The organism is Pseudohoeflea suaedae (assembly GCF_004354915.1).
Lineage (GTDB): Bacteria > Pseudomonadota > Alphaproteobacteria > Rhizobiales > Rhizobiaceae > Pseudohoeflea > Pseudohoeflea suaedae.
Genome location: NZ_SMSI01000004.1, coordinates 288,697 through 312,809, shown reverse-complemented (window position 1 = coordinate 312,809; position 24,113 = coordinate 288,697). Strand labels below are relative to the sequence as shown.

Genomic DNA, 24,113 nt, shown 5'->3' with positions numbered 1-24,113 from the left:
AGGATAGCGCCACCGAGGAGTGCATGATGCGACTGACCCGCCAGACCAACTACGCTATCCGGATATTGATGTATTGCGGCGCGAACAAGGGGCAACTCAGCCGTATTGCCGAGATCGCCAAGGCTTACAACGTCTCCGAACTGTTTCTGTTCAAGATCCTGCAGCCGCTGACAAAGGCCGGGCTTGTCGAAACCGTGCGCGGCCGCAACGGCGGAATTCGCCTGGCGCGTCCCGCCGAAGAGATCACGCTGGTGGATGTCGTGACCGTGACGGAAGAGAATTTCGCCATGGCGGAATGTTTCGAGAACGACATGGCGGATTGCCCGCTGGTCGATTCCTGCGGCCTGAACGGCGCGCTCCGAAAGGCACTCGGCGCCTTCTTCGAGGTTCTGTCGCAATATTCGATCGATGATCTGGTCAAATCCCGTCCATCGATCAATCTTCTTCTCGGTATCGAGGAACAACCTGCCGCCTGACCCTTGCATTCGGGTTCCGGGGCTGATCAGCTTCAGGTGAAACCCGATAGCGGAGGCTAGAATGGCAGAGACGAAATCCGACTGGTGGCGTGGCGCGGTCATCTACCAGATTTACCCTCGCTCCTTTCAGGATTCCAACGGCGACGGCATGGGTGACCTCAAGGGGATCACCGGCCGGCTCGATCATGTCGCCTCGCTCGGGGTCGACGCCATCTGGCTGTCTCCGATCTTCACCTCGCCCATGGAGGACATGGGCTATGACGTCTCCGATTATCGCGATATCGACCCGACTTTCGGCACGCTGGAGGATTTCGACAGGCTGATCGCGCGTGCGCACGAGCTCGGCCTCAAAGTCATCGTCGACCAGGTCTATTCCCATTCATCCGACCGGCATCCGTGGTTCGAGGAAAGCCGCTCGTCGCGCGACAATCCGAAAGCCGACTGGTATGTCTGGGCGGATGCCGACGAGGACGGCTTCGTGCCCAATCACTGGCCTTCCGTGTTCGGTGGTTCCGCCTGGCAGTGGGATACCCGCCGGCGGCAATATTACCTGCACAACTTCCTCACCTCGCAGCCGGACCTGAATTTCCACAACAGGGCGGTGCAGGACGAAATCCTGGACATCATGGAGTTCTGGCTCGACCGCGGCGTCGACGGGTTCCGGCTCGACACCGTGAACTACTATTTCCACGACACGCGGCTGAGGAACAACCCGCCGCTGATGACGGCCGCCGGACGAAACGCGGTGCGTCCCTACGACATGCAGGACCATGTCTATTCCAAGACCCGCCCCGAGAACGTCCCTTTCCTCAGGCGCATGCGCGAGACGATGGACAAGTACGACGCACGCATGATGGTGGGCGAGGTCGGCGAAAGCCACAAGGCGAACGCCATCATGGCCGAGTACACCGCCGACGGCGACAAGCTGCACATGGCCTATTCCTTCGAAATGCTGAGCGATCAGTTCTCCGCGGCACATTTCCGGAAATGCGTGAAGGCCTTTTACGACGCCGCGCGTGACCGCAACGGCTGGCCGTGCTGGAGCTTTTCCAACCACGACGTCATCCGTCATGTCAGCCGCTGGGCCAGGCATTCCGACGATCCCGATGCGCTCGCCCGCCAGGCCGCTGCCCTTCTCCTCTCGCTCGAAGGGACGATCTGCCTCTATCAGGGCGAAGAACTCGGGCAGACCGAAACGGAACTCGCCTTCGAGGAGCTCGTCGACCCGCCCGGCATCACCTTCTGGCCCGAATACAAGGGCCGCGACGGCTGCCGCACGCCGATGGTCTGGCAGGCGCAGGCCGAGCATGGCGGGTTTTCCGACGCCAAGCCGTGGCTGCCGGTCAAGCCCGAACAGGCGGCGCACGCGGTCGACCGGCAGGACGACGATCCCAATTCGGTGCTCGCCTATTACCGCGAGATGCTGGCGTACCGAAAAAGCTCTGACGCCCTGATGAGCGGGGTGACGAGTTTTGCCGATCTGCCCGAGCCGGTGCTCGGCTTTGCGCGGGGCGAGGGGGCGGACGGCCTGCTCTGCCTGTTCAATCTCTCCAGCGCGCCTCAGGCGCTGACACTTGGCCAGAAGGCCACGCCCGAGCCCGTCTCGCGAAACTGCGAGATGGCCGGCGAGATCCTCAAACTCGGCGCCAACGGTTTCGCGCTGATCAAGGGGCTTTCGGCAGACAGCGTGAAGGCTGAGTGAAGTGCCACTCTGTCGTCATGCCCGGACTTGATCCGGGCATCCATGCCGTTCGGCCAGCATCACGGTATGGATTCTCGGGGCAAGCCCGAGAATGACGAGTAGAGAGTTTGGGTTTTCCTATCAGAAAGTCGCTTTTGCCGATCTCGCTTACGCCTCGATGATCTCGAAGGCGTCGACGTCGACCATGCCGCGGTCGGAGATCTTCAGGTGGGGGATGACCGGCAGCGGCAGGAAGGCGAGCTGGAGGAAGGGTTCTTCCAGCGTGCCGCCGAGATCGCGAGCGGCCTTGCGGAGCGGGATCAAGAGCTCGCGCACCTTTTCGTAGGGTTCGAGGCTCATCAGGCCCGCCACCGGAAGCGCGATCTCCGCTATCACCGTTTCGTCCTCGGCCACCACGAAGCCGCCGCCGATCTCGGCCATGCGGTTGGCTGCCGTCGCCATCGAGACCTCGTCGGCGCCGATGACGCAGAGATTATGGCTGTCATGGCCGACGGTGGAGGCGATGGCGCCGTGCTTGAGGCCGAAGCCCTGCACAAAGCCGGTCGAGATGTTGCCGTTTTTCCCGTGACGCTCGATGACCGTGACCTTCAGGATGTCGCGGTCGATGTCGGCATGTTTCTCGCCCTCGGAGACATCGAGGGTGAGCATGCGTTTCTCGGTAATGATCTTGCCCGGCAGGATGCCGATGACGGCGGTCTCCGGATTGTTCTTGCGCACGGCGAAGGTTGCCGGTTCGACGCGGGGTGCCCTCACGCTTTCAAGTCCCACGGGCGCAACGTCTTCGCGGGTGGCGAAGAGTTCGTCTGTCACCAGCCGCCCGGCGGAAAACACCATCTGCGCATTACAGCCCTCGAGACTGTCGAGCACCACGAGATCGGCGCGCCAGCCCGGCGCCACGAGGCCGCGGTCGCGCAGTCCGAACGCTCGGGCACCGGAGATCGAGGCGGCGCGATAGACGGCGAGGGGATCGGCGCCTTGCGCGATCGCATGGCGGATCATGTAGTCGAGATGGCCGTGCTCGGCGATGTCGAGCGGATTGCGATCATCCGTGCACAGCGCCAGGAAGGGCGAGTTGCGCTCGGTCATGATCGGGATCAGCGCGTCGAGATCGCGGCTGACGGATCCTTCGCGGACGAGAATATGCATGCCCTTGGAGAGCTTTTCGAGCGCTTCCTCCGCGGTGGTCGTCTCGTGATCGGTGCGAATGCCGGCTGAAAGATAGCCATTCAAGGCATAACCGCGCACCAGAGGCGCATGGCCATCTATGTGTCCGCCCTGGAAGGCCTCCAGCTTGGCGATGCAGATGGGATCCTTTGCCAGCAGGCCCGGGAAGTTCATGAACTCGGCGAGACCGATGACCTTGGGGTGGTCGCGGAACGGGAGCAGATCCTCGATCTTCAGTTCGGCGCCCGCGGTTTCGAGATGCGTGGCCGGCACGCAACTGGAGAGCTGAACACGCACATCCATGATCGTGCGCTCGGCGGAATCGAGGAAGAAACGGATACCGGGCACGCCGAGCACGTTGGCGATCTCGTGGGGATCGCAGATCGCAGTGGTGATACCGCGCGGCAGGACGCAGCGGTCGAATTCATGCGGCGTGACGAGCGAGGATTCGATGTGGAGATGGGTGTCGATGAAGCCCGGCACCACGATGCGGCCGGAGATGTCGATCTCCTCGACGCCCTCATAACGCTCCAGCGTTCCCACGACAGTCTCGCCGCAGATGGCGATGTCGCCCTCGCGCAATTCACCGCTGACGAGATCGTAGAGGCGGCCGCCCTTCAAGACGATGTCCGCTTTCGTCTTGCCCTGTCCCTGGTCGATGCGGTCGGTAAGGCGGCTGGTCATTGGCGAAGGCTCCGTTCGAATCTCGTTTGCTCACTATAGCAAAACGGCCGGCGTTGCCGCCGGCCGCATGACTTTTCACAAGCTGGAACGCGTTATTCCACGGTCACCTTGTCGGTGATGTCCGCGGTCCACGCGCCTGAAGGCTCTGTCTCGATGATCTTCTGGTCGAGAAGAGCCTGCGCGGTACGCTCGTAGGCCGCTTCGATCAGCTTGGCATCCGGCTCGCCGATGAGCTTGGCGACTTCACCCATCATGCGCTTCTGATGGTTCTCGTCCTGACCGCCATTGTCCATGACGATTTCGGCGGCTTCATCCGGGTTTTCGATGGCATATTTCCAGCCTTTCATCGAAGCCGAAACGAAACGCACCATCTTGTCGGCGAATTCCGGATCCTTGAGATCGTCTTCCATGGCATAGAGGCCGTCCTCGAGAAGGTCGACGCCCAGTTCCGAATAGTTGAAGACGACGAGGTCTTCCGGCTTGTAGCCGGCATCCATCAGCTGCCAGTACTCGTTATAGGTCATCACCGAGATGCAGTCGGCCTGTTTCTGGATGAGCGGCTGGACGTCGAAGCTCTGCTTGAGCACGGTCACGCCGCCATCGCCGCCTTCGGTGGAAATGCCGAGCTTGTTCATCCAGGCGTAGAACGGATACTCGTTTCCGAAGAACCAGACACCGAGCGTGTGGCCCGGGAAGTCCTCGGTGGTCTGGATCGGGCCGTCCTTCGGGCAGACCAGCTCCATGCCGGCCTTCTTGAAGGGCTGGGCGATGTTGACGAGGCCGACGCCCTTCTCGCGGGCCGCAAGCGCGCCACCCATCCAGTCGACGATCACATCGGCGCCACCGCCGGCGATCACCTGTTCCGGGGCGATGTCGGGACCGCCGGGCTTGATGGTGACGTCGAGATCGGCGTCCTCGTAAAAGCCTTTGTCCTTGGCGACGTAGTAGCCGGCGAACTGGGCCTGGGCCACCCATTTGAGCTGCAGGGTCACCTCGTCGGCGGCATGGGCGCTGCCGGCGAGAAAAGTGATGGCGACGGTGGTAGCAAGGGTGCTGAGCATTTTTTTCATGCGTTTATTCTCCTCTGGAAGTGGCCCCGCGCCATCAACGATAGCTTGGATGCCAGAATGTCACGATCCGCTCGGCAAGCGCGAGCAGGCCGTAGAACAAGGACCCCACCACAGCCGCGAGCGCGATTTCCGCCCATACCATGTCGAGGTTCATCCGACCGACCTCGGTCGAAATGCGGAAGCCCATGCCGACGACCGGCGTCCCGAAGAATTCGGCCACGATCGCACCGATGAGCGCGAGAGTCGAATTGATCTTGAGGGCGTTGAAGATGAAGGGCATGGCGACCGGCAACCGCAGCTTGCCCAGCACCTGCCAGTGGCTGGCGCCATAGGTGCGCATCAGGTCGCGCTCCATGTGACCGGTGGCGGCGAGGCCTGCGAGCGTGTTCACGAGCATCGGGAAGAAGGTCATGACGACCACGACGGCGGCCTTGGAATGCCAGTCGAAGCCGAACCAGATCACCATGATGGGGGCGATGCCGATCATCGGCAAGGCAGCCACCATGTTGCCGATGGGCAGAAGCCCGGCTGCGAGAAACCGGAACCGGTCGGCGAGGACCGCGACCACGAAGCCCGACAGGGTGCCGATCAGATAGCCGATGAACACGGCCTTCAAGACGGTCTGCACGAAGTCGGCGGCGAGGATGTTGGTCGAGGTGACGATGCGCGCACCGATGGAGGAGGGCGGCGGCAGAAGCACGAAGGGCACACCTCCGCCGCGCGTCAGCGCCTCCCACAGGATCAGGATCCAGATGCCGAAGATGGCGGGCACGATCAGGGATACCGTGCGCTGTGCCGTGACCGAAGTCAGTTTCATTTCCGAGAGAACCGTCACCAGTCGCCAGGCAAGAAGCCAGGCGGCGGCGAGGCTCGCGAAATAGCCGAAGGTGGCGGTGCCGAAGGCATCCTCCAGTCCGCCTATCAAGAGCCAGGCTGCGCCATGGCTGGCGACCGCGAGAATGACGGCTTCGACTGCGGGGCGCAGCTTCAGCATCGAGAGAACCGACGCGCCAACCACGATCACCGTGACCAGGAGCGAGGCGCCGGTTTCCATCGTGGCCGTGAAGGGCAGGGCGACGAGGCTCGCCAGACCGGCGAGGAAGGCGGCAATCGCCTGCCAGTTGGGACGAAACGCGATCATGGCTTTACTCCCATGCGGCGTTCGACAAAGCGTCCGGTGATGTCGACAAGTGTTACCAGCAGGATGGCGCAGATCGAGCCTGCGATGAGCGCTGCGAAAATGTCGATCGTCTGGCTGTAATACGAGCCCGCCAGCAGTTTGGAGCCGATGCCCGCGACGGCGCCGGTCGGCAGTTCACCGACGATGGCGCCGATCAGCGAAGCGGCGATCGCCACCTTGATCGAGGCGAAGAAGAACGGCACCGAAGCGGGAATCCTGAGCTTCCACAGCACCTGCGAGCGGCTTGCCGAATAGGTGCGCATCAGGTCCATGTGCAGGATGTCGGGCGAGCGCAGGCCCTTCACCATGCCGACGGCGACAGGGAAGAATGAGAGATAGGTCGAGATCAGCGCTTTGGGCAGAAGTCCGGTCACGCCGATGGCTGCGAGAAGCACGATGATCATGGGCGCCACCGCCAGGATGGGCACGGTCTGCGAGGTGATGATCCAGGGCAGCAGCGACTTGTCGAGCGCGGGCACGTGAACGATCGAGATCGCGATGACGACGCCGAGCGCGGTGCCCATGGCGAAGCCCAGAAGCGTGGCGGAAAGCGTGACCCAGGAGTGGTAGATCAGGCTGCGGTTGGAACTGAGCTTGACGCCGACGGTGTATTTCCAGAAGGCGGCAGCCACCTGATGTGGCGCGGGCATTGTGGGTTTGGGCTGCGACCAGGTCTTGAGGATGAACTCCATCCCCTGGGTCTGCTCGCCGGCGCGTTTTTCGAAGTCGCGCAGGACAGGCGCGTTGAGCGCCACGGCCGCGCCGTACCAGATGACCACGATCGCCGCGAGAATGGTGAGAACCGGCACCAGCCTTCCGGTGAAGAAGTCGCGCATGGTAATCATGGTCGCGCCTCACGCCTCATCGCTATGTCCCTCGCGCAGGCCGTCGCGGACCTGGTGAGCGATCCGCAGGAATTCCGGGGTTTCGCGTATGTCGAGCGGCCGGTCGTCGCCGAGGTCGCAGTCGATGATCTCGTGAATGCGGCCCGGTCGCGGGCTCATGACGACAATCCTCGTCGACAGATAGACGGCTTCCGGGATCGAGTGCGTGACGAAGACGACGGTCTTCTTCGTGGTGGCCCAGAGCTTCAGCAGTTCTTCATTGAGGTGGTCGCGGACGATCTCGTCCAGCGCTCCGAAGGGTTCGTCCATCAGAAGCATGTCGGGCTCGACGGCGAGTGCGCGGGCGATGGACGCGCGCTGCTGCATGCCGCCGGAGAGTTGCCAGGGAAACTTCTTCTCGAAGCCGGTCAGGTTGACGAGGTCGAGATTGCGCTTGATGCGGGACGCCTTTTCCTCGGCGCCCAGCCCCATGATCTCCAGGGGCAGCGCCACGTTGTCGGCGATCGTGCGCCACGGGAAGAGGGCTGCTTGCTGGAAGACATAGCCGTAGGCGCCGTCGAGGCGTGCATTTTCAGGCGTCGTGCCGTTGACGGTGATCGAGCCGGCGGTCGGTTTCTCAAGATCGGCGATCACCCTCAGGAGTGTGGTCTTGCCGCAGCCCGAGGGGCCGATGAGGGAGACGAATTCGCCCTTTTCGATGTCGAGCGTGATATCGGACAACGCCTGGACCGAGCCGTCGCCGGTCTGGAAGACGAGGTCCAGGTTTCTTGCTGAAATGACTGGCATTGTACTCATACCGACCGCGTAATTCCCCCGTCTACCCTGATGTTCTGGCCTGTGATGTACCCTGCACCGTCGGAGGCCAGAAACGCAATGGTTTCCGCGATTTCCTCGACTTTTCCATAGCGTTCCATGGGGATTCGTCCGCGGAATGCCTCTTTTTCAGGCAGGCTGTCTATGAAGCCTGGCAATACATTGTTCATTCGCACGTTATCGGGCGCATATCTGTCCGAATAGAGCTTGCAGAAGGCGGCGAGACCGGCGCGAAAGACGCCCGAGGTCGGGAAGACCGGATCGGGCTCGAAGGCGGCGAAGGTCGAGATGTTTATGATCGCGCCGGCCTTCTGCTCGACCATGATCGGGGTCACGAGGCGGGTCGGGCGAACCGCCGAAAGCATGTAGACATCGAGGCCGGTGTGCCAGTCCTCGTCGGTGAGTTCGAGCACCGGCGCACGCGGCCCGTGGCCGGCGGAATTGACCAGCACGTCGATGCGGCCCCAGCGCTCCATGGCGCCGTCGACAAGTTTTTTAAGGTCGTCCTCGTTCTGGTTCGAGCCGGTGACGCCGAGGCCGCCGAGCTCGTCGGCGAGCGCCTCGCCCTTGCCGGAGGAGGAGAGAATGGCGACCGCATGGCCGGTCTCTGCGAGTTTGCGCGCAGCTGCGGCGCCCATGCCCGAGCCTCCGGCGGTGACGAGTGCGACGTTGATCATGACTGTCTATCCCCTTGTTTGGGCCTACGCCCACAGTTTCGGCTCGGCGAACTCGATCGAATTGCCCGCCGGATCACGGACATAGATCGAGCGGGCGCCGTTCGGCCATTCGAAATCGGCCTCGATCCCGATGCCGGCATGCTCCAGCCTCTCGTGCCAGGCTTCCAGCGCCGCCGCATCGGCGGCAAAGCACAGATGGCCCGGCCCGTCCGCGCCATGCGGCGGGACGGGAAGCTTTGCGTTGGTCGTCGGAATGCGCGTCTGTTCGGCAATGAAGAGCAGCACCACGGTTTCGCCGGCGCGATAGAAGACATGACGGCCCTCCACCTCGGTGATCTTTTCGAGGCCGAGCACGTCGCCGTAAAACCCCTTCGCCGCGTCGAGGTCATCGACATAGAGCGCGGCTTCGAGAACGCTGGCGAGGGGCGGAGTGGAGCTGGCGCCAACCAAGCCTCACACTCCCGAAGCGGGAATGCCTGTCCGCTCGATCTTGCGCGGGGCGGAAATTTCCTTCCAGGTCGAAAGCGCCTTGTTGACGGCGCCGTAGGGTTCGCGCTTGACGAACTTGCCCCAGCCTTCCTCATTGGTCATCTTGCCGTCGGTCACCGAGACCTTGCCGCGCGAAAGCGTGAAGCGTGGCAGGCCCTTCACCTTCTTGCCTTCGAAGACGTTGTAGTCGATCGCCGATTGCTGGGACTTGGCGGAGATCGTCTTTTCCTTTTCCGGATCCCAGACGACGATATCGGCGTCCGCGCCGACGAGGATGGCACCCTTCTGCGGGTAGCAGTTGAGGATCTTGGCGATGTTGGTGGAGGTGACGGCGACGAACTCGTTCATCGTCAGCCGGCCCGTCGCCACGCCATAGGTCCAGAGCATCGGCATCCGGTCCTCGAGGCCGCCGGTGCCGTTCGGGATCTTGGTGAAATCGCCGACGCCGAAACGCTTCTGGTCGGTGGTGAAGGCGCAATGGTCGGTGGCGACCACCTGCAGCGAGCCCGACTGCAGGCCGGCCCAGAGCGAATCCTGGTGCTGCTTGTTGCGGAAGGGCGGCGACATCACCCGGCGGGCGGCGTGGTCCCAGTCCTTGTCGAAATATTCGCTTTCATCGAGGGTGAGATGCTGGATGAGCGGCTCTCCATAGACGCGCATGCCGTTCTGGCGAGCGCGGCGGATGGCCTCGTGGCTCTGTTCGCAGGAGGTGTGGACGACATAGAGCGGCACGCCCGCCATGTCGGCGATCATGATGGCGCGGTTGGTGGCCTCGCCCTCGACCTGCGGCGGGCGGGAATAGGCGTGCGCCTCCGGTCCGTTATTGCCCTCGGCCAGAAGACGGGCCGAGAGGTCCGCCACCACGTCGCCGTTCTCGGCATGGACCAGCGGCATGGCGCCCAGCTCGGCGCAACGCTGGAAGGAGGCGTACATCTCGTCGTCCTGCACCATCAGCGCGCCCTTGTAGGCCATGAAGTGCTTGAAGGTGTTGATCCCCTTTTCGCGGACGACCGTCTCCATCTCGTTGAAGACCTGCTCGCCCCACCAGGTGATCGCCATGTGAAAGGAGTAGTCGCAATTGGCCCGCGTCGACTTGTTGTCCCAGCGCTGCAGCGCCTCGAGCAGCGACTGGTCCGGGTTGGGCAGACAGAAATCGACCACCATGGTGGTGCCGCCGGCAAGCGCGGCGCGGGTGCCGCTCTCGAAATCGTCAGAGGAGTAGGTGCCCATGAAGGGCATTTCGAGGTGGACGTGGGGATCGATGCCGCCCGGCATCACGTAGCAGCCGGTCGCGTCGAGCGTCTCGTCGCCGGAAAGATCCGGGCCGATTTCCGTGATGATGCCGTTCTCGATCTTCACATCCGACTTGTAGGTCAGGTCGGCCGTTACGATGGTTCCGTTCTTGATGACCTTGCTGCTCATTTGCATTCCCCTTGTCTCATTTTTTCATGTGGTCGGATCAATCGGCGTAGGAGGGGTCCTCCGCGTCGAGGATCCGTTTCATCTCGGCGAAATGGGCTTCTTCGGCGTCCTTGTAGACGTCCCATTCCGCAGCCGTCGCCTCGGCGAGGTCGTGCGGCATGATGTTGAGCTCGCGGCCAGTCGAATAGGCCAGCACCATCGTCCGGGCCGCGCGCTCGAGATGGTACATGGCGTCGAAGGCCTCGGCGACCGTCTGGCCGACGGTGGTCACGCCGTGATTGCCCATCATGACGGCGGAATGGTTGCCGATGGTGGCGGCGATGCGCTCGCCCTCGGCTTCCTCGGTTGCGATGCCGCCGAAGGACCGGTCGATGGCGAGACGATTGTAGAAGCGCGCGGTGACCTGATCGATCGGATGGATGGCCGGGTCCTTCAGCGTCGCCAGCGTCGTCGCATAGGGCGGATGCAGATGCAGCGCGACGCGGGCATGAGGCAGGTTGCGATGGATCGCCGAGTGGATCGACCAGGCGGACGGATCGGGCGCATCCTCGCGCTTCATGGTCTCGGGATCGTCGGCATCGACAAGCAGGAGCTCGGAGGCCTTGGCGCGGGAAAAATGCTTCCATCGCGGATTGACGAGAAACGTCTTTCCCTCCGGCGAGACGGCTGCCGAGAAGTGGTTCGCGACGCCCTCGTGCCAGTCATTGCGTGCGGCGAGCCTTAGGGCGGCGGCGAGGTCGATGCGGAGCTGGCGCTCGTCGGTCTTTTCGATCGGGACGACCTTGGCTGCCGAACTCATGAAATTTCTCCAGATTGCCGGGTCATGGGCGCAATGTCGCAAGCTTGATGCCGAAGCCGACGAAGATCGCTCCGGTCGCGCCCTTGATCCATCGCTGCATGCGACCGCTGCGGGCTGCGACCGACAGCCGGTCGAAAAGCAGGACCATCGGAACGAACCAGACCGCATTCAGCGTGGCATGGATGGCGACCAGCAGATAGGCCGAAGCCGGGGAAGCCGTGTCATGCGGGATGAACTGCGGGAACGCAGCGAGATAGAACATCGCCACCTTGGGATTGAGCGCGTTGGTGAGAAAGCCCTCGATGAATGCCGCGGTCAGCTTTCGCCGGCGCCGCGCCGGAGCGACCTCGGCGACTGGCGCGGGAGGGTTACGCCATGCCTGGCGCAGCGCCTTGATGCCGATCCAGATCAGATAGCCCGCGCCCAGAAGCTTGACGGCGAGAAAGAGGTGCGCCGACTGCATGAGAACGAGCGACAGGCCGAATATCGCGAAGGTGCCGTGGACGAAGAAGGCAAGCATGAAACCGGCGATATTGGCAAAGCCCGCGCCACGTCCAGAGGTGGGCACCGTCTTGGCGATCAGCACCCCATTCGGGCCGGGCGACATGATGAGAAGTGCTGCCATTGCGGCGAAGGCGAAGATGGTTGCGGTCGTCATAAAGCGTGCCCCCGCAAACTGTATCGTGAAGCGAAGCGCAGCTCAGGCGTCGGTGAGGTCGAGCCGCCGCTCGACGCGGTCGAGGCGTTCGTCGATGCGATCAACGCGACGCGAAATCCTCGCATATTGTTGTTCGAGAAAGCCGAGACGTTCCTTGACCTCAAGGTGATACTGCGTGTGCAGAGAGAGGGTTTCCTGCACGCGCCGGAGTGTCTCGTAGATGAGTTCGTTCGTGACCTCGTCGGACATCGCATCACCCTTCGATGGGCGAAATATAAGCGATCGGGGCTCACTCCACAATCTCCGCGGTTTCGACGACCGCATGCATCAGCACCTCTGCGCCGGCGGCGGCCCATTCCCTGGTGATCTCTTCGGCCTCGTTGTGGGACAAGCCGTCGACGCAGGGGCACATGACCATGGCGGTGGGCGCCACGCGGTTGATCCAGCAGGCATCGTGGCCGGCGCCGGAGATGATGTTGCGGTGCGAGTAGCCCAGCCGCTCGGCGGCGTTGCGGATGGCGGTTACGCATGTCTCGTCGAACTCGACCGGATCGAAGCCGCCGACCTTCTCGAACTCGATGCCGAGCTCCATCTCGTCGCAGATCTTCCTGGCGCCCTCCTTGAGGCGCTTTTCCATGTCCTCGATGACGGCGAGATTGGGCGAGCGGAAGTCGACGGTGAAGACGACCTTGCCGGGAATGACGTTGCGCGAATTCGGATGGACGTCGATATGGCCGGCAGCTCCCACCGCGTCGGGCTTGTGGCTCCAGGCGATCTCGTCGACGAGCTGGAGCACCTTCGCCATGCCGAGGCCCGCATTGCGCCGCATCGGCATCGGGGTGGAGCCGGTATGCGCTTCCTTGCCGGTGATGGTCACCTGGGTCCAGGAGAGCCCCTGGCCATGGGTGACGACACCGATATCCCTGCCTTCGGCCTCGAGGATGGGACCCTGCTCGATGTGGAGTTCGAAGAAGGCGTGCATCTTGCGCGCGCCCACCTGCTCCTTGCCCTTCCAGCCGATGCGCGCCAGTTCGTCGCCGAATTTCCTGCCCTTGGCGTCGGTGCGCTCATAGGCCCAGTCCTGCTCGTGAATGCCGGCGAAGACCCCGGAGGCGAGCATGGCCGGCGCAAAGCGGGTGCCCTCCTCGTTGGTCCAGTTGGTGACCACGATCGGATGCCTGGTCTTCACGCCAAGATCATTGAGCGTGCGGACGAGCTCGAGACCGCCGAGCACGCCCAGAACGCCGTCATATTTGCCGCCGGTCGGCTGGGTGTCGAGGTGAGAGCCGACATAGACGGGGAGGGCATCGGGATCGGTGCCGGGACGCGTCATGAACATGTTGCCCATGGTATCGACGCCCATGGTCAGGCCTGCATCCTCGCACCATTTCCGGAACAGATGCCGGCCCTCGCCGTCCTCGTCGGTGACCGTTTGCCGATTGTTGCCGCCCGCAACGCCGGGGCCGATCCCGGCCATCTCCCTCAGCGAATCCCAGAGCCTGTCGGCGTTGATCTTCATGTTAGCTGCCGGTGCGGCCATGGTCTGTCTCCTGTCAGTCCGAAACGTGTCGTCTCGAGCCGGGCATGACGATCATGCCCGGTCCGTGTTCGTTCAGCGGCGGGATTGTTTTGGCGGCGTGCCGCGAGGCGGCTGCCGGTGACTGCGCGATGGCCCGAATGGGGGCCATCAATCGACCTCGTTGAGGACGGAGCGCAGCGTATCGATGATCTGGTCGATCTGGTCTTTCGAGATGATCAGCGGCGGTGACAGCGCGATGATGTCGCCGGTGGTGCGGATCAGGAGGCCCTTTTCCCATGCGCGCAGGAAGCACGAGAAGGCGCGCTTGGTCGGCGAGCCCGCGATCGGTTCCAGCTCGACCGCGCCGACGAGGCCGATATTGCGGATATCGGTGACGTGCGGTTCGCCCTTGAGCGAATGCAGCCCCTCTTCCCAATAGGGCGCGAGTTCGCTTGCGCGTTCGAAAAGCCCCTCTTCCTTGTAGGTCTCGAGGGTGGCAAGAGCGGCGGCCGAGGCGATCGGATTGCCCGAATAGGTGTAGCCGTGAAAGAACTCGATCAGGTGTTCCGGGCCGTTCATGAAGGCGTCGTGGATCTCGGGCGTGACGAAGACCGCACCCATCGGGATCACGCCGTTGGTCAGGCCCTTGGCGGTGACCATGATGTCCGGCTTCACGCCGAAATAATCGGCCGCGAAGGCAGCGCCGAGACGTCCATAGCCGGTAATGACCTCGTCGAAGATCAGAAGAATGCCATGCTGGGTGCAGATCTCGCGCAGCTTCTGCAGGTAGCCCTTCGGCGGGATCAGCACGCCGGTCGAGCCTGCGACCGGTTCCACGATCACGGCCGCGATGGTGGAGGGATCGTGCAGCGTGACGATGCGGCTGAGTTCGTCGGCCAGGTCGGCGCCATGCTCGGGCACGCCCCTGGTGAAGGTGTTCTTGCCCGGGAGGTGGGTGTGGGGCAGGTGGTCGACGCCGGTCAGCAGCGTACCGAACATCTTGCGGTTGGTGACGATGCCGCCGACCGAGATGCCACCGAAATTGACGCCATGATAGCCGCGCTCACGACCGATCAGGCGGAAGCGCGAACCCTCGCCCCTGGCGCGGTGATAGGCGAGCGCGACCTTCAGCGCGGTATCGACGGACTCCGATCCGGAATTGGTGAAGAGCACATGGCCCATGTGATCGGGCGCGATGTCGATGAGGCGGTTGGCCAGTTCGAAAGCCTTGGGGTGGCCCATCTGGAAGGCGGGCGCATAGTCCAGCTCGCCGGCCTGCCGGCTGATCGCCTCGGTGATTTTCGGGCGGCAGTGGCCGGCATTGACGCACCAGAGTCCGGCGGTGCCGTCAAGGATCTCGCGGCCGTCGGAAGAGGTGAAATGCATGTCCTTCGCAGCGACCAGCATGCGCGGGTCCTGCTTGAACTGGCGATTTGCCGTAAACGGCATCCAGAATGCCCGAAGGTCGTTCGGCGTGACGGTGGTACGGTTCGACATGTGTTCCCCATAGCCTGAAGCTTATGTATCCAGTCAGTGCCCGTTTTTGTGGTGCTTGGTTCCGCGCGCAAAGCTGTGCTACGGAAATTGACTGTTTGATAAAACTCTATCAGCGCCAATGACGCGGTCAAGGGCGAAAGAGGCGATTGGAAGGACGGGAATGTGGGGGTGAAATTTGCGAAGCGCGCAACGAGACGGATAGAGGCATAGCGGCGATGGATCACAATCCGGAACCGCGCAAGACGCGCATCCAGACCGAGAACGAGGCGCGCATTCTCGATGCTGCGCTCGACGCCTTTTCCCTTCACGGATTCCGTGGCGCCACCGTCGACCAGATCGCCGATGGTGCGGGCATGTCCAAGCCGAACCTCCTGTATTATTTCCGCCGCAAGCAGGACATTTACGAAGCGCTTCTGGACCGGCTTCTCGATACCTGGCTGGAGCCGCTCGAAAGTCTCAACGAGAACGGCGACCCCATTCCGGAACTCAGGATGTATATCCGCCGCAAGCTCGAGATGTCGCGTGATTTCCCGCGCGAAAGCCGCCTCTTCGCCAACGAGATACTGCAGGGGGCTCCGCGTATCCGGAAGATGCTCGAGACCCGGCTCAGGGAACTGGTGGACGAAAAGTCCGAGGTGATTTCAGGCTGGATGAAAGCCGGGCGTCTCAACAAGGCCGACCCGCGCCACATGCTTTTCGCGATCTGGTCGACGACACAGCATTACGCCGATTTCGACGTTCAGGTGCGTGCCATTCTCGGCCCTGGCCGGGGGGGCGAAGGGCGCTTCGAGGATGCTGCGCGTTTTCTCGAAACATTGTTTCTCGACGGATTGAAGCCGCGGGCTTGAGAACTGGGCGATCGCCCTAGATAGACTTCCATCCCCGGACCGCACGGTTCGAACGACAAAGGAGGTCATCCATGTCCCAGGCATCCGAGAACAACCGCCAACTGGTGCTCGCCGAGCGCCCGAAGGGCGAGCCCGACGACAATACGCTGCGCATGGAGACCGTCTCCGTACCGGAGCCGGGCGAGGGCGAGATGCTGCTTCGCACGGTCTATCTCTCGCTCGATCCCTACATGCGCGGGCGGATGAGCGACGCGCCCTCCTATGCGGCTCCCGTCGAGATCGGCGGCGTCATGACGGCAGGTACGGTCAGCCGAGTGGTGAAGAGCAACGTCAAGCGGTTCGAAGAAGGCGACTGGGTGCTCTCGCAGGGCGGCTGGCAGGATTACTCGATCTCCACGGGCGAGGGTGCGATGAACCTCGGAAAGTCCCCCGACCATCCGTCCTGGGCGCTCGGCATTCTGGGAATGCCGGGATTCACCGCCTGGGCCGGACTGACGCAGATCGGCGCGCCGAAGGAAGGCGAGACGATCGTCGTGGCCGCGGCCACGGGCCCGGTCGGCGCAACGGTCGGCCAGATCGGCAAGATTCTCGGCTGCCGCGTCGTCGGCATCGCCGGCGGTCCGGACAAGTGCAGGCATGCGGTCGACGATCTCGGCTTCGATGCCTGTATCGATCACAAGGCCGGTGATTTCGCCGATCAGCTGAAATCCGCCTGCACGGATGGCATCGACGTCTATTTCGAAAATGTCGGTGGCAAGGTGCTCGACGCGGTCATTCCGCTCCTCAACGTCAATGCCCGCGTTCCCGTCTGCGGACTGGTCTCCGGCTACAACGCGACCAGTCTGCCGGGCGGCCCGGACAGGATGAACTGGCTGATGGGACAGATTCTGCGCAAGCAGCTTACCGTTCGCGGCTTCATCATCTTCAACACGTTCGGCCATCTCTACCCGGAATTCTCCAAGGCGATGGGCGGCTGGCTCAAGGACGGCCGGATCAAGTATCGCGAAGAGATGATCGACGGCCTGGAGAATGCGCCACGCGCCTTCATCGGCCTGCTGCGCGGCGAAAATTTCGGCAAGCGCGTGATCCGCATCGGACCGGACGAGTAGGCGCTCACGCACAAAAAGAGCCGCCCGAATGACCGGGCGGCTCTCCTTCTGCCGGAACGTGATCAGGAACTGTTCGCGGGAGCCTATTCGGCGGCCTCGGTGGCCATCGGGTTGTTCGGATGCATCGTCCAGTTGGCGTAATCGGACTGGACGGTCTTGCCGGTGCGCGGGTCTGTTTCGCCGGTCGCCATCGGTACCATCGAGATGCAGTTCTCGACCGGGCAGACATTGACGCAGAGATTACAGCCGACACACTCGTCGTCCATCACCTCGAAGTGACGGACCCCGTCCACCAGGCTCGTGATCGCCTGATGCGAGGTGTCCTCGCAGGCGATGTGGCAGCGGCCGCACTTGATGCAGAGATCCTGATCGATCTTCGCCTTGGTGATGTAGTTGAGGTTGAGATACTGCCAGTCGGTGACGTTCGGCACGGCCATGCCGCGGAAGTCCTCGATGGTTTCGAAGCCCTTTTCGTCCATGTAGTTGGAGAGGCCTTCAATCATCTCCTGAACGATCTTGAAGCCGTAGGTCATCGCTGCGGTGCAGACCTGCACCGTCCCGCAGCCCAGTGCGATGAACTCGGCCGCATCACGCCAGGTGTTGACCCCGCCGATGCCGGAGATGGGCAGGCCGCGGGTTTCGGCATCGCGAGCGATTTCCGCCACCATGTTCAAGGCGATCGGCTTGACCGCCGGGCCGCAATAGCCGCCATGGGATCCACGTCCATCGATCGACGGGTTGGGCGAGAAACTGTCGAGATCGACCGAGACGATGGAAGAGATGGTGTTGATCAGGGATACCGCATCCGCGCCACCCTTGTTCGCCGCGCGCGCCGGGTAGCGGATATCGGTGATGTTGGGCGTGAGCTTCACGATCACCGGCAGCTTGCCGTATTGCTTGCACCACTCGGTGACCATCTGGATGTATTCCGGCACCTGGCCGACAGCGGCGCCCATGCCGCGTTCGCTCATGCCGTGCGGGCAGCCGAAATTGAGCTCGATACCGTCGGCGCCGGTGTCTTCGATGCGCGGCAGGATATCACGCCAGCTCTTCTCCTCGCAGGGGACCATGATCGAGGCGATCAGCGCCCGGTCGGGCCAGCGCTTCTTGACTTCCGTCATCTCCCGCAGGTTGGTTTCGAGATCGCGATCGGTGATCAGTTCGATGTTGTTGAGGCCGAGCAGCCGGCGATCGGGACCCCAGATGGCGCCATAGCGCGGGCCGTTGACGTTGACGACGGGCGGACCGGCCTCGCCGAGTGTCTTCCACACGACGCCGCCCCAGCCGGCTTCATAGGCGCGCTCGACATTGTAGGCCTTGTCGGTGGGTGGGGCGGAGGCGAGCCAGAATGGATTGGGAGACTTGATGCCGATGAAGTTCGTCGAAAGATCAGCCATGTCCGTTCTCCTTAACCCGCAAGCGATGCGTGAATGCTTTCGGCGGCAATCTTGCCGTCCTCCACGGCGGTGACCGTGAGGTCCTCGCCGCCGTAAGCGCAGTCGCCGCCCACCCAGACCTTGTTGTAGGGCGCGGGGCTCTTGTTGGCCGCGGAGCGCTCGAGCGTCTTGCTGCCAGAGGCCTGGAGGTTGCCGGTATCGGCGTCCATCCATTGTCCGATGGCGACCAGTATCTGATCCGCGGGGACCTCGAACGTTTCGCCGGTCGCCCTGAGCTTGCCGCCTTCGCTGGTGGTGTAGTCGAAGGTCATGCTTTCGACCGCGTTGGCGCCGTTGATCCTCGACGGCATGGCGTTGAAGATGAGGTGAATGCCGTTGGCTGCGGCCAGGTCCTGTTCGTAGCGGCTGGCGGGCATCTGCTCGCGGCCGCGGCGATAGACGAGGGAGACGGTGCGTGCGCCGAGAAGCTTGGACTGCATCGCTGCATCGACCGCGGTCATGCCGCCGCCGACCACCACGACGTCCTGCCCGACCGGCAGGGTCGATTTGTCTTCGGTCTGGCGCAGGCGGGAAATGAAGTCGATTGCCGATTCCACGCCCGGCAGGTCGGACCCGGGAATGTCGAGCGCGTAGGCCGAAGGCAGGCCGATGCCGACGAAGACGGCGTCGTAGTCCTTGACCAGATCCTCGATCTCGAAATCATCGCCGAGCTTCTGGCCGAGCCGGATCTCGATCCCGCCGATCTGCATCAGCCATTCCACCTCGCGCTGGGCGAAGTCGTTCGTCGATTTGTAGGAGGCGATGCCGTACTCGTTGAGACCGCCGGGTTTCTCGCGCGCTTCCAGGATGACGACGTCATGACCGTAGCGCGCCAGCCGGTGGGCGCAGGACAGGCCGGCTGGACCTGCGCCGACAACGGCGATTTTCCTGCCGGTGGACGCAGCCCGCGTGAACGGATGGGGCAGATTGCGCGCCATGTAGGTGTCCGTCGCGTGGCGCTGGAGTTCGCCGATCTTGACCGGCTTGCCCTCGGCCACTTCACGGACGCAGACTTCCTCGCAGAGCGTTTCGGTCGGGCAGACGCGGGCGCACATGCCGCCGAGAATGTTCTGGTCGAAAATGGTCTTTGCCGCGCCGACCGGATTGCCGGCCTGGATCTGGCGGATGAACAGCGGAATGTCGATCGACGTCGGACAGGCGTTCATGCAGGGCGCGTCGTAGCAGAAATAGCAGCGGTCCGCCTCCACGAGCGCCTCGTGGCGGTCGAGCGGCGGATGCAGATCGGAAAAATTCTCGGCGTATTCCGCGGACGACAAGCGTCCTGCACGGACATCGCCCGATTCAAGCGTGCTGGTCATGTGTTCCCCTTTAACCAAAGGTCCGGTTTTCCGGATGCCCGTTCTTTGAGGTCATATGGTCGGAACCATCGCCTGTTCGGGACGATTGGCAGTGTGAGGCGATTTTATCAAAAGGTCAAATTTATTGTTCGCGCCTGCGGTACAGTCGCGCTTGCGGCCGGCTTAAATCTTCCTTCAGGCGAAAATGTTTTTAAGGTCGGAAGCGGCCGGCGCGGTCAGGCCCGGCAAAACGGAGTTCGGCAGATGGCAATTTCCAAGGCTCGCATCGTAGTTCTCCCTGCGCTCGTCGCAGGCGTTGCGGCATTTTACTGCTCGTCTCTTCCCGCGGCTGCGGAAGCGCAAGAGCCCAGATCGATCCGGATCAACCAGCTCGGTTACCTGAGCGACGGTCCGAAGCGGGCGACGCTGGTTCACGAGGAAAACAAGCCCGTCGCGTGGCGGCTTGTGGATGGAGCCGGCGTCGAGATTGCATCGGGCACCACGCTGCCGATGGGCCTCGATCGCGCATCCGGACTGAAAGTTCACTGGATCGATTTCTCGAAAAACGCTGCGACAGGCGAGGGCTACCGTCTGGACGTGGAGGGCGAAGAGAGTTTCCCCTTCGCGATTTCCGAACATCTGTATGGCGGGCTGCGCACGGATGCGATGTCCTATTTCTATCCATTCCGCTCCGGGCTCGAGATCGAGGGCGCAATCGCAGGTGAGGGCTATGGCAGACCGGCCGGCCATGCCGGCGTGGCGCCCAACAAGGGCGATGCCGATGTGCCCTGCCTCGACGGCGAGACCGCGCGCAAAATCTTTGGAACGACCAGGACCTGCGATTATCGGCTCGACGTGCTCGGCGGATGGTACGATGCGGGCGACTTCGGCAAATATGTCGTCAATGGCGGCATTGCGGTGGCGCAGCTGATGGGTGCCTATGAACGGTCGCTTCATTCCGGTGGCAAGGAGTCCGGGAATGTCGCCGACAGCCTCCTGCGCATCCCCGAAGCCGGCAACGGCGTCCCCGACATTCTCGACGAGGCGAAATGGGAGCTCGACTTCCTGGTTTCGATGATCGTACCGGATGGCGAGCCGCTGGCGGGCATGGTCCACCACAAGGTCCACGGCGAGCGCTGGCTGCCCGGTCCGATGCGGCCGAGCGAGGATCCCGAGCAGCGCGTGCTCTATCCGCCCTCGACGGCGGCAACGCTGAATGTCTCGGCAGCTGCGGCGCAGGGCGCGCGGCTGTTCAAGCCCTATGACGACGCCTATGCGGAGAAACTGCTGGACATCGCCAGACGGACATATGCGGCAGCCGAAGCGCATCCTGACATGATCGCACCCGCTTCCGACGGCCAGAACGGCGGCGGCGACTACCACGATCCGGAGGTGTCCGACGAGTTCTACTGGGCAGCCGCCGAACTCTATCTCACCACCGGCGAGGCGGAATGGCACGACCGGCTGAAGGCATCGCCGCACTGGAACGGACGGGTATTTTCCTCGGACGGGATCGACTGGCGCGAGACTGCGGGCTGGGCGCGGCTGCAGCTGGCATCGGTGCCATCAAAGCTCGCCAAGACGGAACTCGACATGATCCGCGCTTCGGTGCGTGCGGCGGCGGAGACCTATCTCGCGGTCCAGAAGGGCGAGGGCTTCGCTTTGATGTACAAGCCTCGGCAGGGCTATGGCTGGGGTTCGAACCACTCCGTTTTGGAGAACATGATCGTCGCCGCCATTGCCTACGACATCTCCGGCAAGTCCTATTATCTCGAGGGGGTCCGCGAGAGCATGGACTATCTTCTCGGCCGAAACGCGATGGGACTGTCCTATGTGACAGGCTATGGCACGGACTACGCGCACAACCAGTTCTCGCTGATGTTCGGGCATTCGATCGAGCCGTCGCTGCCACCGATACCGACGGGCGCGCTGTCGGGCGGTCCAAACGAGCAGCCCGCCGATCCGGTGGCGGAGGAAAAGCTCAAGGGCTGTGCGCCGCAAGCCTGCTTCATCGACGACTACTGGTCCTACTCGACCAACGAAGTCGCCATCAACTGGAATGCGGCGCTCTCGTGGGTGGCCGCGTTTCTCGCCGATACAGAAATATCGGAAACTGCTAATTAACCTGATGCGCTATATACGACTGTCGATAGAAGAGGATATCGATGGCCAGAATTGCGCTCATCGGCACGGGTTTCGTCGCCGACTATTATTCCAGGACACTCGCCAATCATGCGAACCTCGTTGTGGCCGGTGCATTCGACATCGATGCGGCGCGGCTCGAGGCGTTCTGCCGTTTTCATGGCCATCACAGCTACGCCTCGCTGGAGGCCGCTCTCGCCGACGATACTGTGGATATCGTCGTCAATCTGGCGCCGCCCCAGGCTCATTTCGAGATCAACCGCCTGGCGCTGGAAGCCGGTCGCCACGTCTATTGCGAAAAGCCGCTGGCGATGGAGCCGGGTCAGGCCGCCGAACTCGTCGATCTGGCGAACAGCAAGGGGCTCTTTCTCTCCGGTGCCCCGGCCAACGCCCTGTCCGATGCACAGATTCTGACCGCTCGGTTGATCGAGGAGGGGCGGATCGGCACGCCGCGGCTCGTCTATGCCGAAATGGAGGACGGCGCGGTCTTCCGGGACAACTGGCAGGAATGGCGATCCGCTTCCGGAGCGCCCTGGCCAGGGATGCACGAATTCGAGATCGGCTGCACGCTCGAACATGCCGGTTACGCGCTGTCCTGGCTGTTCGCCCTCTTCGGACGGGCGAAGAGCGTGCAGAGCTTCTCCGCACTTGCGTTTCCGGACAAGGGACCGGGGACGGAGAATCTCGCGATGGCGTCCGACTTTTCGGTGGGGTGTATCGAGTTTGCCTCCGGACCGGTGGCGCGGATCACCTGCGGGCTGGCTGCTCCGCGCGACCGTTCGCTCACCATCGTGGGGGATGCGGGAACAATCATCGTGCGCGATCTCTGGGATGACCGTTCGCCGGTTCACCTGTCGCGCTTCGGCGAGAAGGACCCGTTCGTGACCCGGCTACTGAAACTCTACGAGCGCAAGTCCGGCAAACATCTGCCCGGCAAGCTGTTCGGAGGGCATGTGGTGCCCTATCCGGCCAATGGCGGCCGCAAGCTTCCTCGCTATCCCTCGCGGATCGATTTTGCCGCCGGCATCGCCGATCTCGCCAAGGCCATCGAAGGCGGAACGGCACCGCTTCTTACCGCGGAACGGGCGGTGCATCTGACCGAACTCGCACTGGCGCTCGGCCGGGGCGGGGCCGGGATGGAGTTCCACTAGTCCCGGTTATCGTCCGGGTTTCCAGCTCTTCTTCGGGTCCTGCGCGAGAATTGTCTCGACGATCTCGATCACCATGAGGGAGTCGGACAGGGTGTTGTCCGGTTCCTCCATGCGGCCTTCCCGGATCGCGTTCGAGGCGGCCTCGATCTCGCAACTCAGACCGGTCCCCGGCACGGGGAAGATCTTGCGCTTCGCTCCGGGCAGCGGGAGCCTCGCGCCGATCTTGCGGCGCCAGCGCGCGGCGAAGCCCTCGCCCCCGGGAAAGGCGAGATCGGCCATCGCGGGCGAATTGTAGCGACCCAGGATGCGCGCGCCGATGAAGGGAATGCCGAGCACCAGCGTTCCCTTGTCACCCTCGATGATGAAGCGGTTGTCGCCGTCGCGATCGAAGCCGCAGGAGAGGTGGGCGGTTGCCGTTCCGAAACCGAGGGTCAGCTCGGCTGCCACGTCGACACCTGTCGGCGCCTCGGTCCAGCTGCCCTCGATGGTCTCCGGTTTGCCCAGAAAGAAGCAGGCAAGCGAAATCTGGTAGACGCCGATATCGAGGAGCGCACCGCCAGCCTGTGCGGGATCGAAGAAACGGTTCTTCGGGTCGAACGGGCGTCGCCGGGTGAGTTCAGAGCGGATGGAGCGGATCGTGCCGATCTGGCCGGCGCGGATCACCTTGCGCGCGGCCCTGACGGCCGGCAGATAACGCGTCCACATGGCCTCCATGGCAAAGGTCCTGGACGTGAAAGAGGCTTCCGAAAGTCTCTTGACCCCCCTTGTGGAGGTCGTCAGCGGCTTTTCGACCAGCACCGGCTTGCGTGCCTCGAGCGCTGTCAGAGCCTGGGAGAGATGGGCCGAATGGGGGCTGGCGACATAGACGGCGTCAATGAGATCGGAGGCGACCATCGCGTCCAGGCTGTCGAAAGCCTTGATGCCCGGATGTTTCCCGGCAAAGCGTCGCGCCTTTTGCGGATCGCGCGATGCCACGCCCGCCAGAACGGCGCCTTTTGCCGACCGGATATCCTGCGCGAAGGCATGTGCAACCGCGCCTGTTGAGGCGATTCCCCAGCGAATTTTGCCGTCTTGTCTGCTCATGCAATGCCTGTTTGCCGCGCGTTGGCAGGCTTACCCATGTGCCAATTGATT

22 protein-coding genes are annotated in these 24,113 nt (G+C 63.0%); 6 read left to right on the top strand and 16 right to left on the bottom strand.

The features are described from left to right. The first annotated feature begins 26 nt into the window (after window positions 1–26). Window positions 27–476, top strand: coding sequence for an iron-responsive transcriptional regulator RirA (gene rirA, locus E2A64_RS17460; protein WP_133285854.1), 450 nt, complete (start codon window positions 27–29; stop codon window positions 474–476). A 61-nt stretch (window positions 477–537) separates the two neighbouring features. Continuing rightward, the gene (locus E2A64_RS17455; protein WP_133285796.1) at window positions 538–2,178 is read left to right on the top strand and encodes an alpha-amylase family glycosyl hydrolase; all 1,641 of its coding nucleotides are present in this window, start codon (window positions 538–540) and stop codon (window positions 2,176–2,178) included. Between the two features lie 147 nt (window positions 2,179–2,325). On the opposite strand, the gene ade is transcribed toward E2A64_RS17455, so the two are convergent. The 13 genes from ade to aptA all read right to left on the bottom strand — a co-directional run bounded on the left by ade (window position 2,326) and on the right by aptA (window position 14,995). Further along, on the bottom strand, window positions 2,326–4,026 hold the full coding sequence (gene ade, locus E2A64_RS17450) for an adenine deaminase (protein ID WP_133285795.1): 1,701 nt from the start codon (window positions 4,024–4,026) through the stop codon (window positions 2,326–2,328). A 92-nt stretch (window positions 4,027–4,118) separates the two neighbouring features. Then, window positions 4,119–5,087, bottom strand: coding sequence for an ABC transporter substrate-binding protein (locus E2A64_RS17445; protein ID WP_428977507.1), 969 nt, complete (start codon window positions 5,085–5,087; stop codon window positions 4,119–4,121). A 43-nt stretch (window positions 5,088–5,130) separates the two neighbouring features. Beyond that, window positions 5,131–6,237 (bottom strand): ABC transporter permease, encoded by a 1,107-nt coding sequence (locus tag E2A64_RS17440; protein WP_133285793.1) that lies wholly within the window; start codon window positions 6,235–6,237, stop codon window positions 5,131–5,133. Next, a complete protein-coding gene (locus E2A64_RS17435; RefSeq protein WP_133285853.1) occupies window positions 6,234–7,112 on the bottom strand; it encodes an ABC transporter permease in 879 nt (292 codons plus the stop codon). Before E2A64_RS17435 ends, E2A64_RS17440 begins: the two co-directional genes overlap by 4 nt. Window positions 7,113–7,130: 18 nt before the next feature. Next, window positions 7,131–7,907, bottom strand: coding sequence for an ABC transporter ATP-binding protein (locus tag E2A64_RS17430; RefSeq protein WP_133285792.1), 777 nt, complete (start codon window positions 7,905–7,907; stop codon window positions 7,131–7,133). A 5-nt stretch (window positions 7,908–7,912) separates the two neighbouring features. Beyond that, window positions 7,913–8,611 (bottom strand): SDR family oxidoreductase, encoded by a 699-nt coding sequence (locus E2A64_RS17425; RefSeq protein ID WP_133285791.1) that lies wholly within the window; start codon window positions 8,609–8,611, stop codon window positions 7,913–7,915. A gap of 24 nt (window positions 8,612–8,635) precedes the next feature. After that, complete coding sequence (locus tag E2A64_RS17420; RefSeq protein WP_133285790.1) at window positions 8,636–9,061, bottom strand: VOC family protein; 426 nt, start codon at window positions 9,059–9,061, stop codon at window positions 8,636–8,638. Window positions 9,062–9,064: 3 nt separating this feature from the next. Continuing rightward, window positions 9,065–10,522, bottom strand: coding sequence for a dihydropyrimidinase (gene hydA, locus E2A64_RS17415; RefSeq protein ID WP_133285789.1), 1,458 nt, complete (start codon window positions 10,520–10,522; stop codon window positions 9,065–9,067). Between the two features lie 37 nt (window positions 10,523–10,559). Next, on the bottom strand, window positions 10,560–11,321 hold the full coding sequence (locus E2A64_RS17410; protein WP_133285788.1) for a class II aldolase/adducin family protein: 762 nt from the start codon (window positions 11,319–11,321) through the stop codon (window positions 10,560–10,562). 22 nt (window positions 11,322–11,343) lie between these two features. Further along, window positions 11,344–11,979: a LysE family translocator gene (locus tag E2A64_RS17405; RefSeq protein WP_133285787.1), complete on the bottom strand. Its 636-nt coding sequence runs from the start codon at window positions 11,977–11,979 to the stop codon at window positions 11,344–11,346. Between the two features lie 42 nt (window positions 11,980–12,021). Continuing rightward, window positions 12,022–12,228: a hypothetical protein gene (locus E2A64_RS17400; RefSeq protein ID WP_133285786.1), complete on the bottom strand. Its 207-nt coding sequence runs from the start codon at window positions 12,226–12,228 to the stop codon at window positions 12,022–12,024. A gap of 40 nt (window positions 12,229–12,268) precedes the next feature. Continuing rightward, the gene (locus E2A64_RS17395) at window positions 12,269–13,519 is read right to left on the bottom strand and encodes a Zn-dependent hydrolase (RefSeq protein WP_133285785.1); all 1,251 of its coding nucleotides are present in this window, start codon (window positions 13,517–13,519) and stop codon (window positions 12,269–12,271) included. A gap of 147 nt (window positions 13,520–13,666) precedes the next feature. After that, window positions 13,667–14,995, bottom strand: coding sequence for an omega-aminotransferase AptA (aptA, locus tag E2A64_RS17390; RefSeq protein ID WP_133285784.1), 1,329 nt, complete (start codon window positions 14,993–14,995; stop codon window positions 13,667–13,669). A gap of 215 nt (window positions 14,996–15,210) precedes the next feature. Here aptA and E2A64_RS17385 point away from each other — a divergent pair, with 215 nt between their 5' ends. Both E2A64_RS17385 and E2A64_RS17380 read left to right on the top strand, forming a co-directional pair. Beyond that, on the top strand, window positions 15,211–15,843 hold the full coding sequence (locus E2A64_RS17385; RefSeq protein WP_133285783.1) for a TetR family transcriptional regulator C-terminal domain-containing protein: 633 nt from the start codon (window positions 15,211–15,213) through the stop codon (window positions 15,841–15,843). Window positions 15,844–15,914: 71 nt separating this feature from the next. Continuing rightward, entirely contained in the window at window positions 15,915–16,952 is a 1,038-nt protein-coding gene (locus E2A64_RS17380) for an NADP-dependent oxidoreductase (protein ID WP_133285782.1), read from the top strand. 83 nt (window positions 16,953–17,035) lie between these two features. Here the strand turns inward: E2A64_RS17380 and preA are convergent, their stop codons facing one another. Further along, a complete protein-coding gene (preA, locus tag E2A64_RS17375; RefSeq protein WP_133285781.1) occupies window positions 17,036–18,349 on the bottom strand; it encodes an NAD-dependent dihydropyrimidine dehydrogenase subunit PreA in 1,314 nt (437 codons plus the stop codon). An 11-nt stretch (window positions 18,350–18,360) separates the two neighbouring features. Continuing rightward, entirely contained in the window at window positions 18,361–19,707 is a 1,347-nt protein-coding gene (locus E2A64_RS17370; protein ID WP_133285780.1) for an NAD(P)-dependent oxidoreductase, read from the bottom strand. A 243-nt stretch (window positions 19,708–19,950) separates the two neighbouring features. On the opposite strand from E2A64_RS17370, the gene E2A64_RS17365 reads away from it, so the two are divergent. Both E2A64_RS17365 and E2A64_RS17360 read left to right on the top strand, forming a co-directional pair. After that, window positions 19,951–21,810, top strand: coding sequence for a glycoside hydrolase family 9 protein (locus E2A64_RS17365; RefSeq protein WP_244598354.1), 1,860 nt, complete (start codon window positions 19,951–19,953; stop codon window positions 21,808–21,810). Window positions 21,811–21,851: 41 nt separating this feature from the next. After that, on the top strand, window positions 21,852–22,979 hold the full coding sequence (locus E2A64_RS17360) for a Gfo/Idh/MocA family protein (protein WP_133285778.1): 1,128 nt from the start codon (window positions 21,852–21,854) through the stop codon (window positions 22,977–22,979). Between the two features lie 6 nt (window positions 22,980–22,985). Here E2A64_RS17360 and E2A64_RS17355 read toward each other — a convergent pair whose 3' ends face one another. Beyond that, window positions 22,986–24,062: a Gfo/Idh/MocA family protein gene (locus E2A64_RS17355; RefSeq protein ID WP_133285777.1), complete on the bottom strand. Its 1,077-nt coding sequence runs from the start codon at window positions 24,060–24,062 to the stop codon at window positions 22,986–22,988. Window positions 24,063–24,113: the final 51 nt, after the last annotated feature.

Bases quoted from the DNA above. Each gene is read 5' to 3' on its own strand.
- E2A64_RS17435 (WP_133285853.1), bottom strand. From the start codon at position 7,112: ATGCGCGACTTCTTCACCGGAAGGCTGGTGCCGGTTCTCACCATTCTC.
- E2A64_RS17445 (WP_428977507.1), bottom strand. From the start codon at position 5,087: ATGCTCAGCACCCTTGCTACCACCGTCGCCATCACTTTTCTCGCCGGC.
- E2A64_RS17440 (WP_133285793.1), bottom strand. From the start codon at position 6,237: ATGATCGCGTTTCGTCCCAACTGGCAGGCGATTGCCGCCTTCCTCGCC.
- E2A64_RS17365 (WP_244598354.1), top strand. From the start codon at position 19,951: ATGGCAATTTCCAAGGCTCGCATCGTAGTTCTCCCTGCGCTCGTCGCA.
- aptA (WP_133285784.1), bottom strand. From the start codon at position 14,995: ATGTCGAACCGTACCACCGTCACGCCGAACGACCTTCGGGCATTCTGG.
- E2A64_RS17370 (WP_133285780.1), bottom strand. From the start codon at position 19,707: ATGACCAGCACGCTTGAATCGGGCGATGTCCGTGCAGGACGCTTGTCG.
- E2A64_RS17395 (WP_133285785.1), bottom strand. From the start codon at position 13,519: ATGGCCGCACCGGCAGCTAACATGAAGATCAACGCCGACAGGCTCTGG.
- hydA (WP_133285789.1), bottom strand. From the start codon at position 10,522: ATGAGCAGCAAGGTCATCAAGAACGGAACCATCGTAACGGCCGACCTG.
- E2A64_RS17425 (WP_133285791.1), bottom strand. From the start codon at position 8,611: ATGATCAACGTCGCACTCGTCACCGCCGGAGGCTCGGGCATGGGCGCC.
- E2A64_RS17410 (WP_133285788.1), bottom strand. From the start codon at position 11,321: ATGAGTTCGGCAGCCAAGGTCGTCCCGATCGAAAAGACCGACGAGCGC.
- rirA (WP_133285854.1), top strand. From the start codon at position 27: ATGCGACTGACCCGCCAGACCAACTACGCTATCCGGATATTGATGTAT.
- E2A64_RS17455 (WP_133285796.1), top strand. From the start codon at position 538: ATGGCAGAGACGAAATCCGACTGGTGGCGTGGCGCGGTCATCTACCAG.
- E2A64_RS17405 (WP_133285787.1), bottom strand. From the start codon at position 11,979: ATGACGACCGCAACCATCTTCGCCTTCGCCGCAATGGCAGCACTTCTC.
- ade (WP_133285795.1), bottom strand. From the start codon at position 4,026: ATGACCAGCCGCCTTACCGACCGCATCGACCAGGGACAGGGCAAGACG.
- E2A64_RS17355 (WP_133285777.1), bottom strand. From the start codon at position 24,062: ATGAGCAGACAAGACGGCAAAATTCGCTGGGGAATCGCCTCAACAGGC.
- E2A64_RS17360 (WP_133285778.1), top strand. From the start codon at position 21,852: ATGGCCAGAATTGCGCTCATCGGCACGGGTTTCGTCGCCGACTATTAT.
- E2A64_RS17385 (WP_133285783.1), top strand. From the start codon at position 15,211: ATGGATCACAATCCGGAACCGCGCAAGACGCGCATCCAGACCGAGAAC.
- preA (WP_133285781.1), bottom strand. From the start codon at position 18,349: ATGGCTGATCTTTCGACGAACTTCATCGGCATCAAGTCTCCCAATCCA.
- E2A64_RS17400 (WP_133285786.1), bottom strand. From the start codon at position 12,228: ATGTCCGACGAGGTCACGAACGAACTCATCTACGAGACACTCCGGCGC.
- E2A64_RS17430 (WP_133285792.1), bottom strand. From the start codon at position 7,907: ATGCCAGTCATTTCAGCAAGAAACCTGGACCTCGTCTTCCAGACCGGC.
- E2A64_RS17380 (WP_133285782.1), top strand. From the start codon at position 15,915: ATGTCCCAGGCATCCGAGAACAACCGCCAACTGGTGCTCGCCGAGCGC.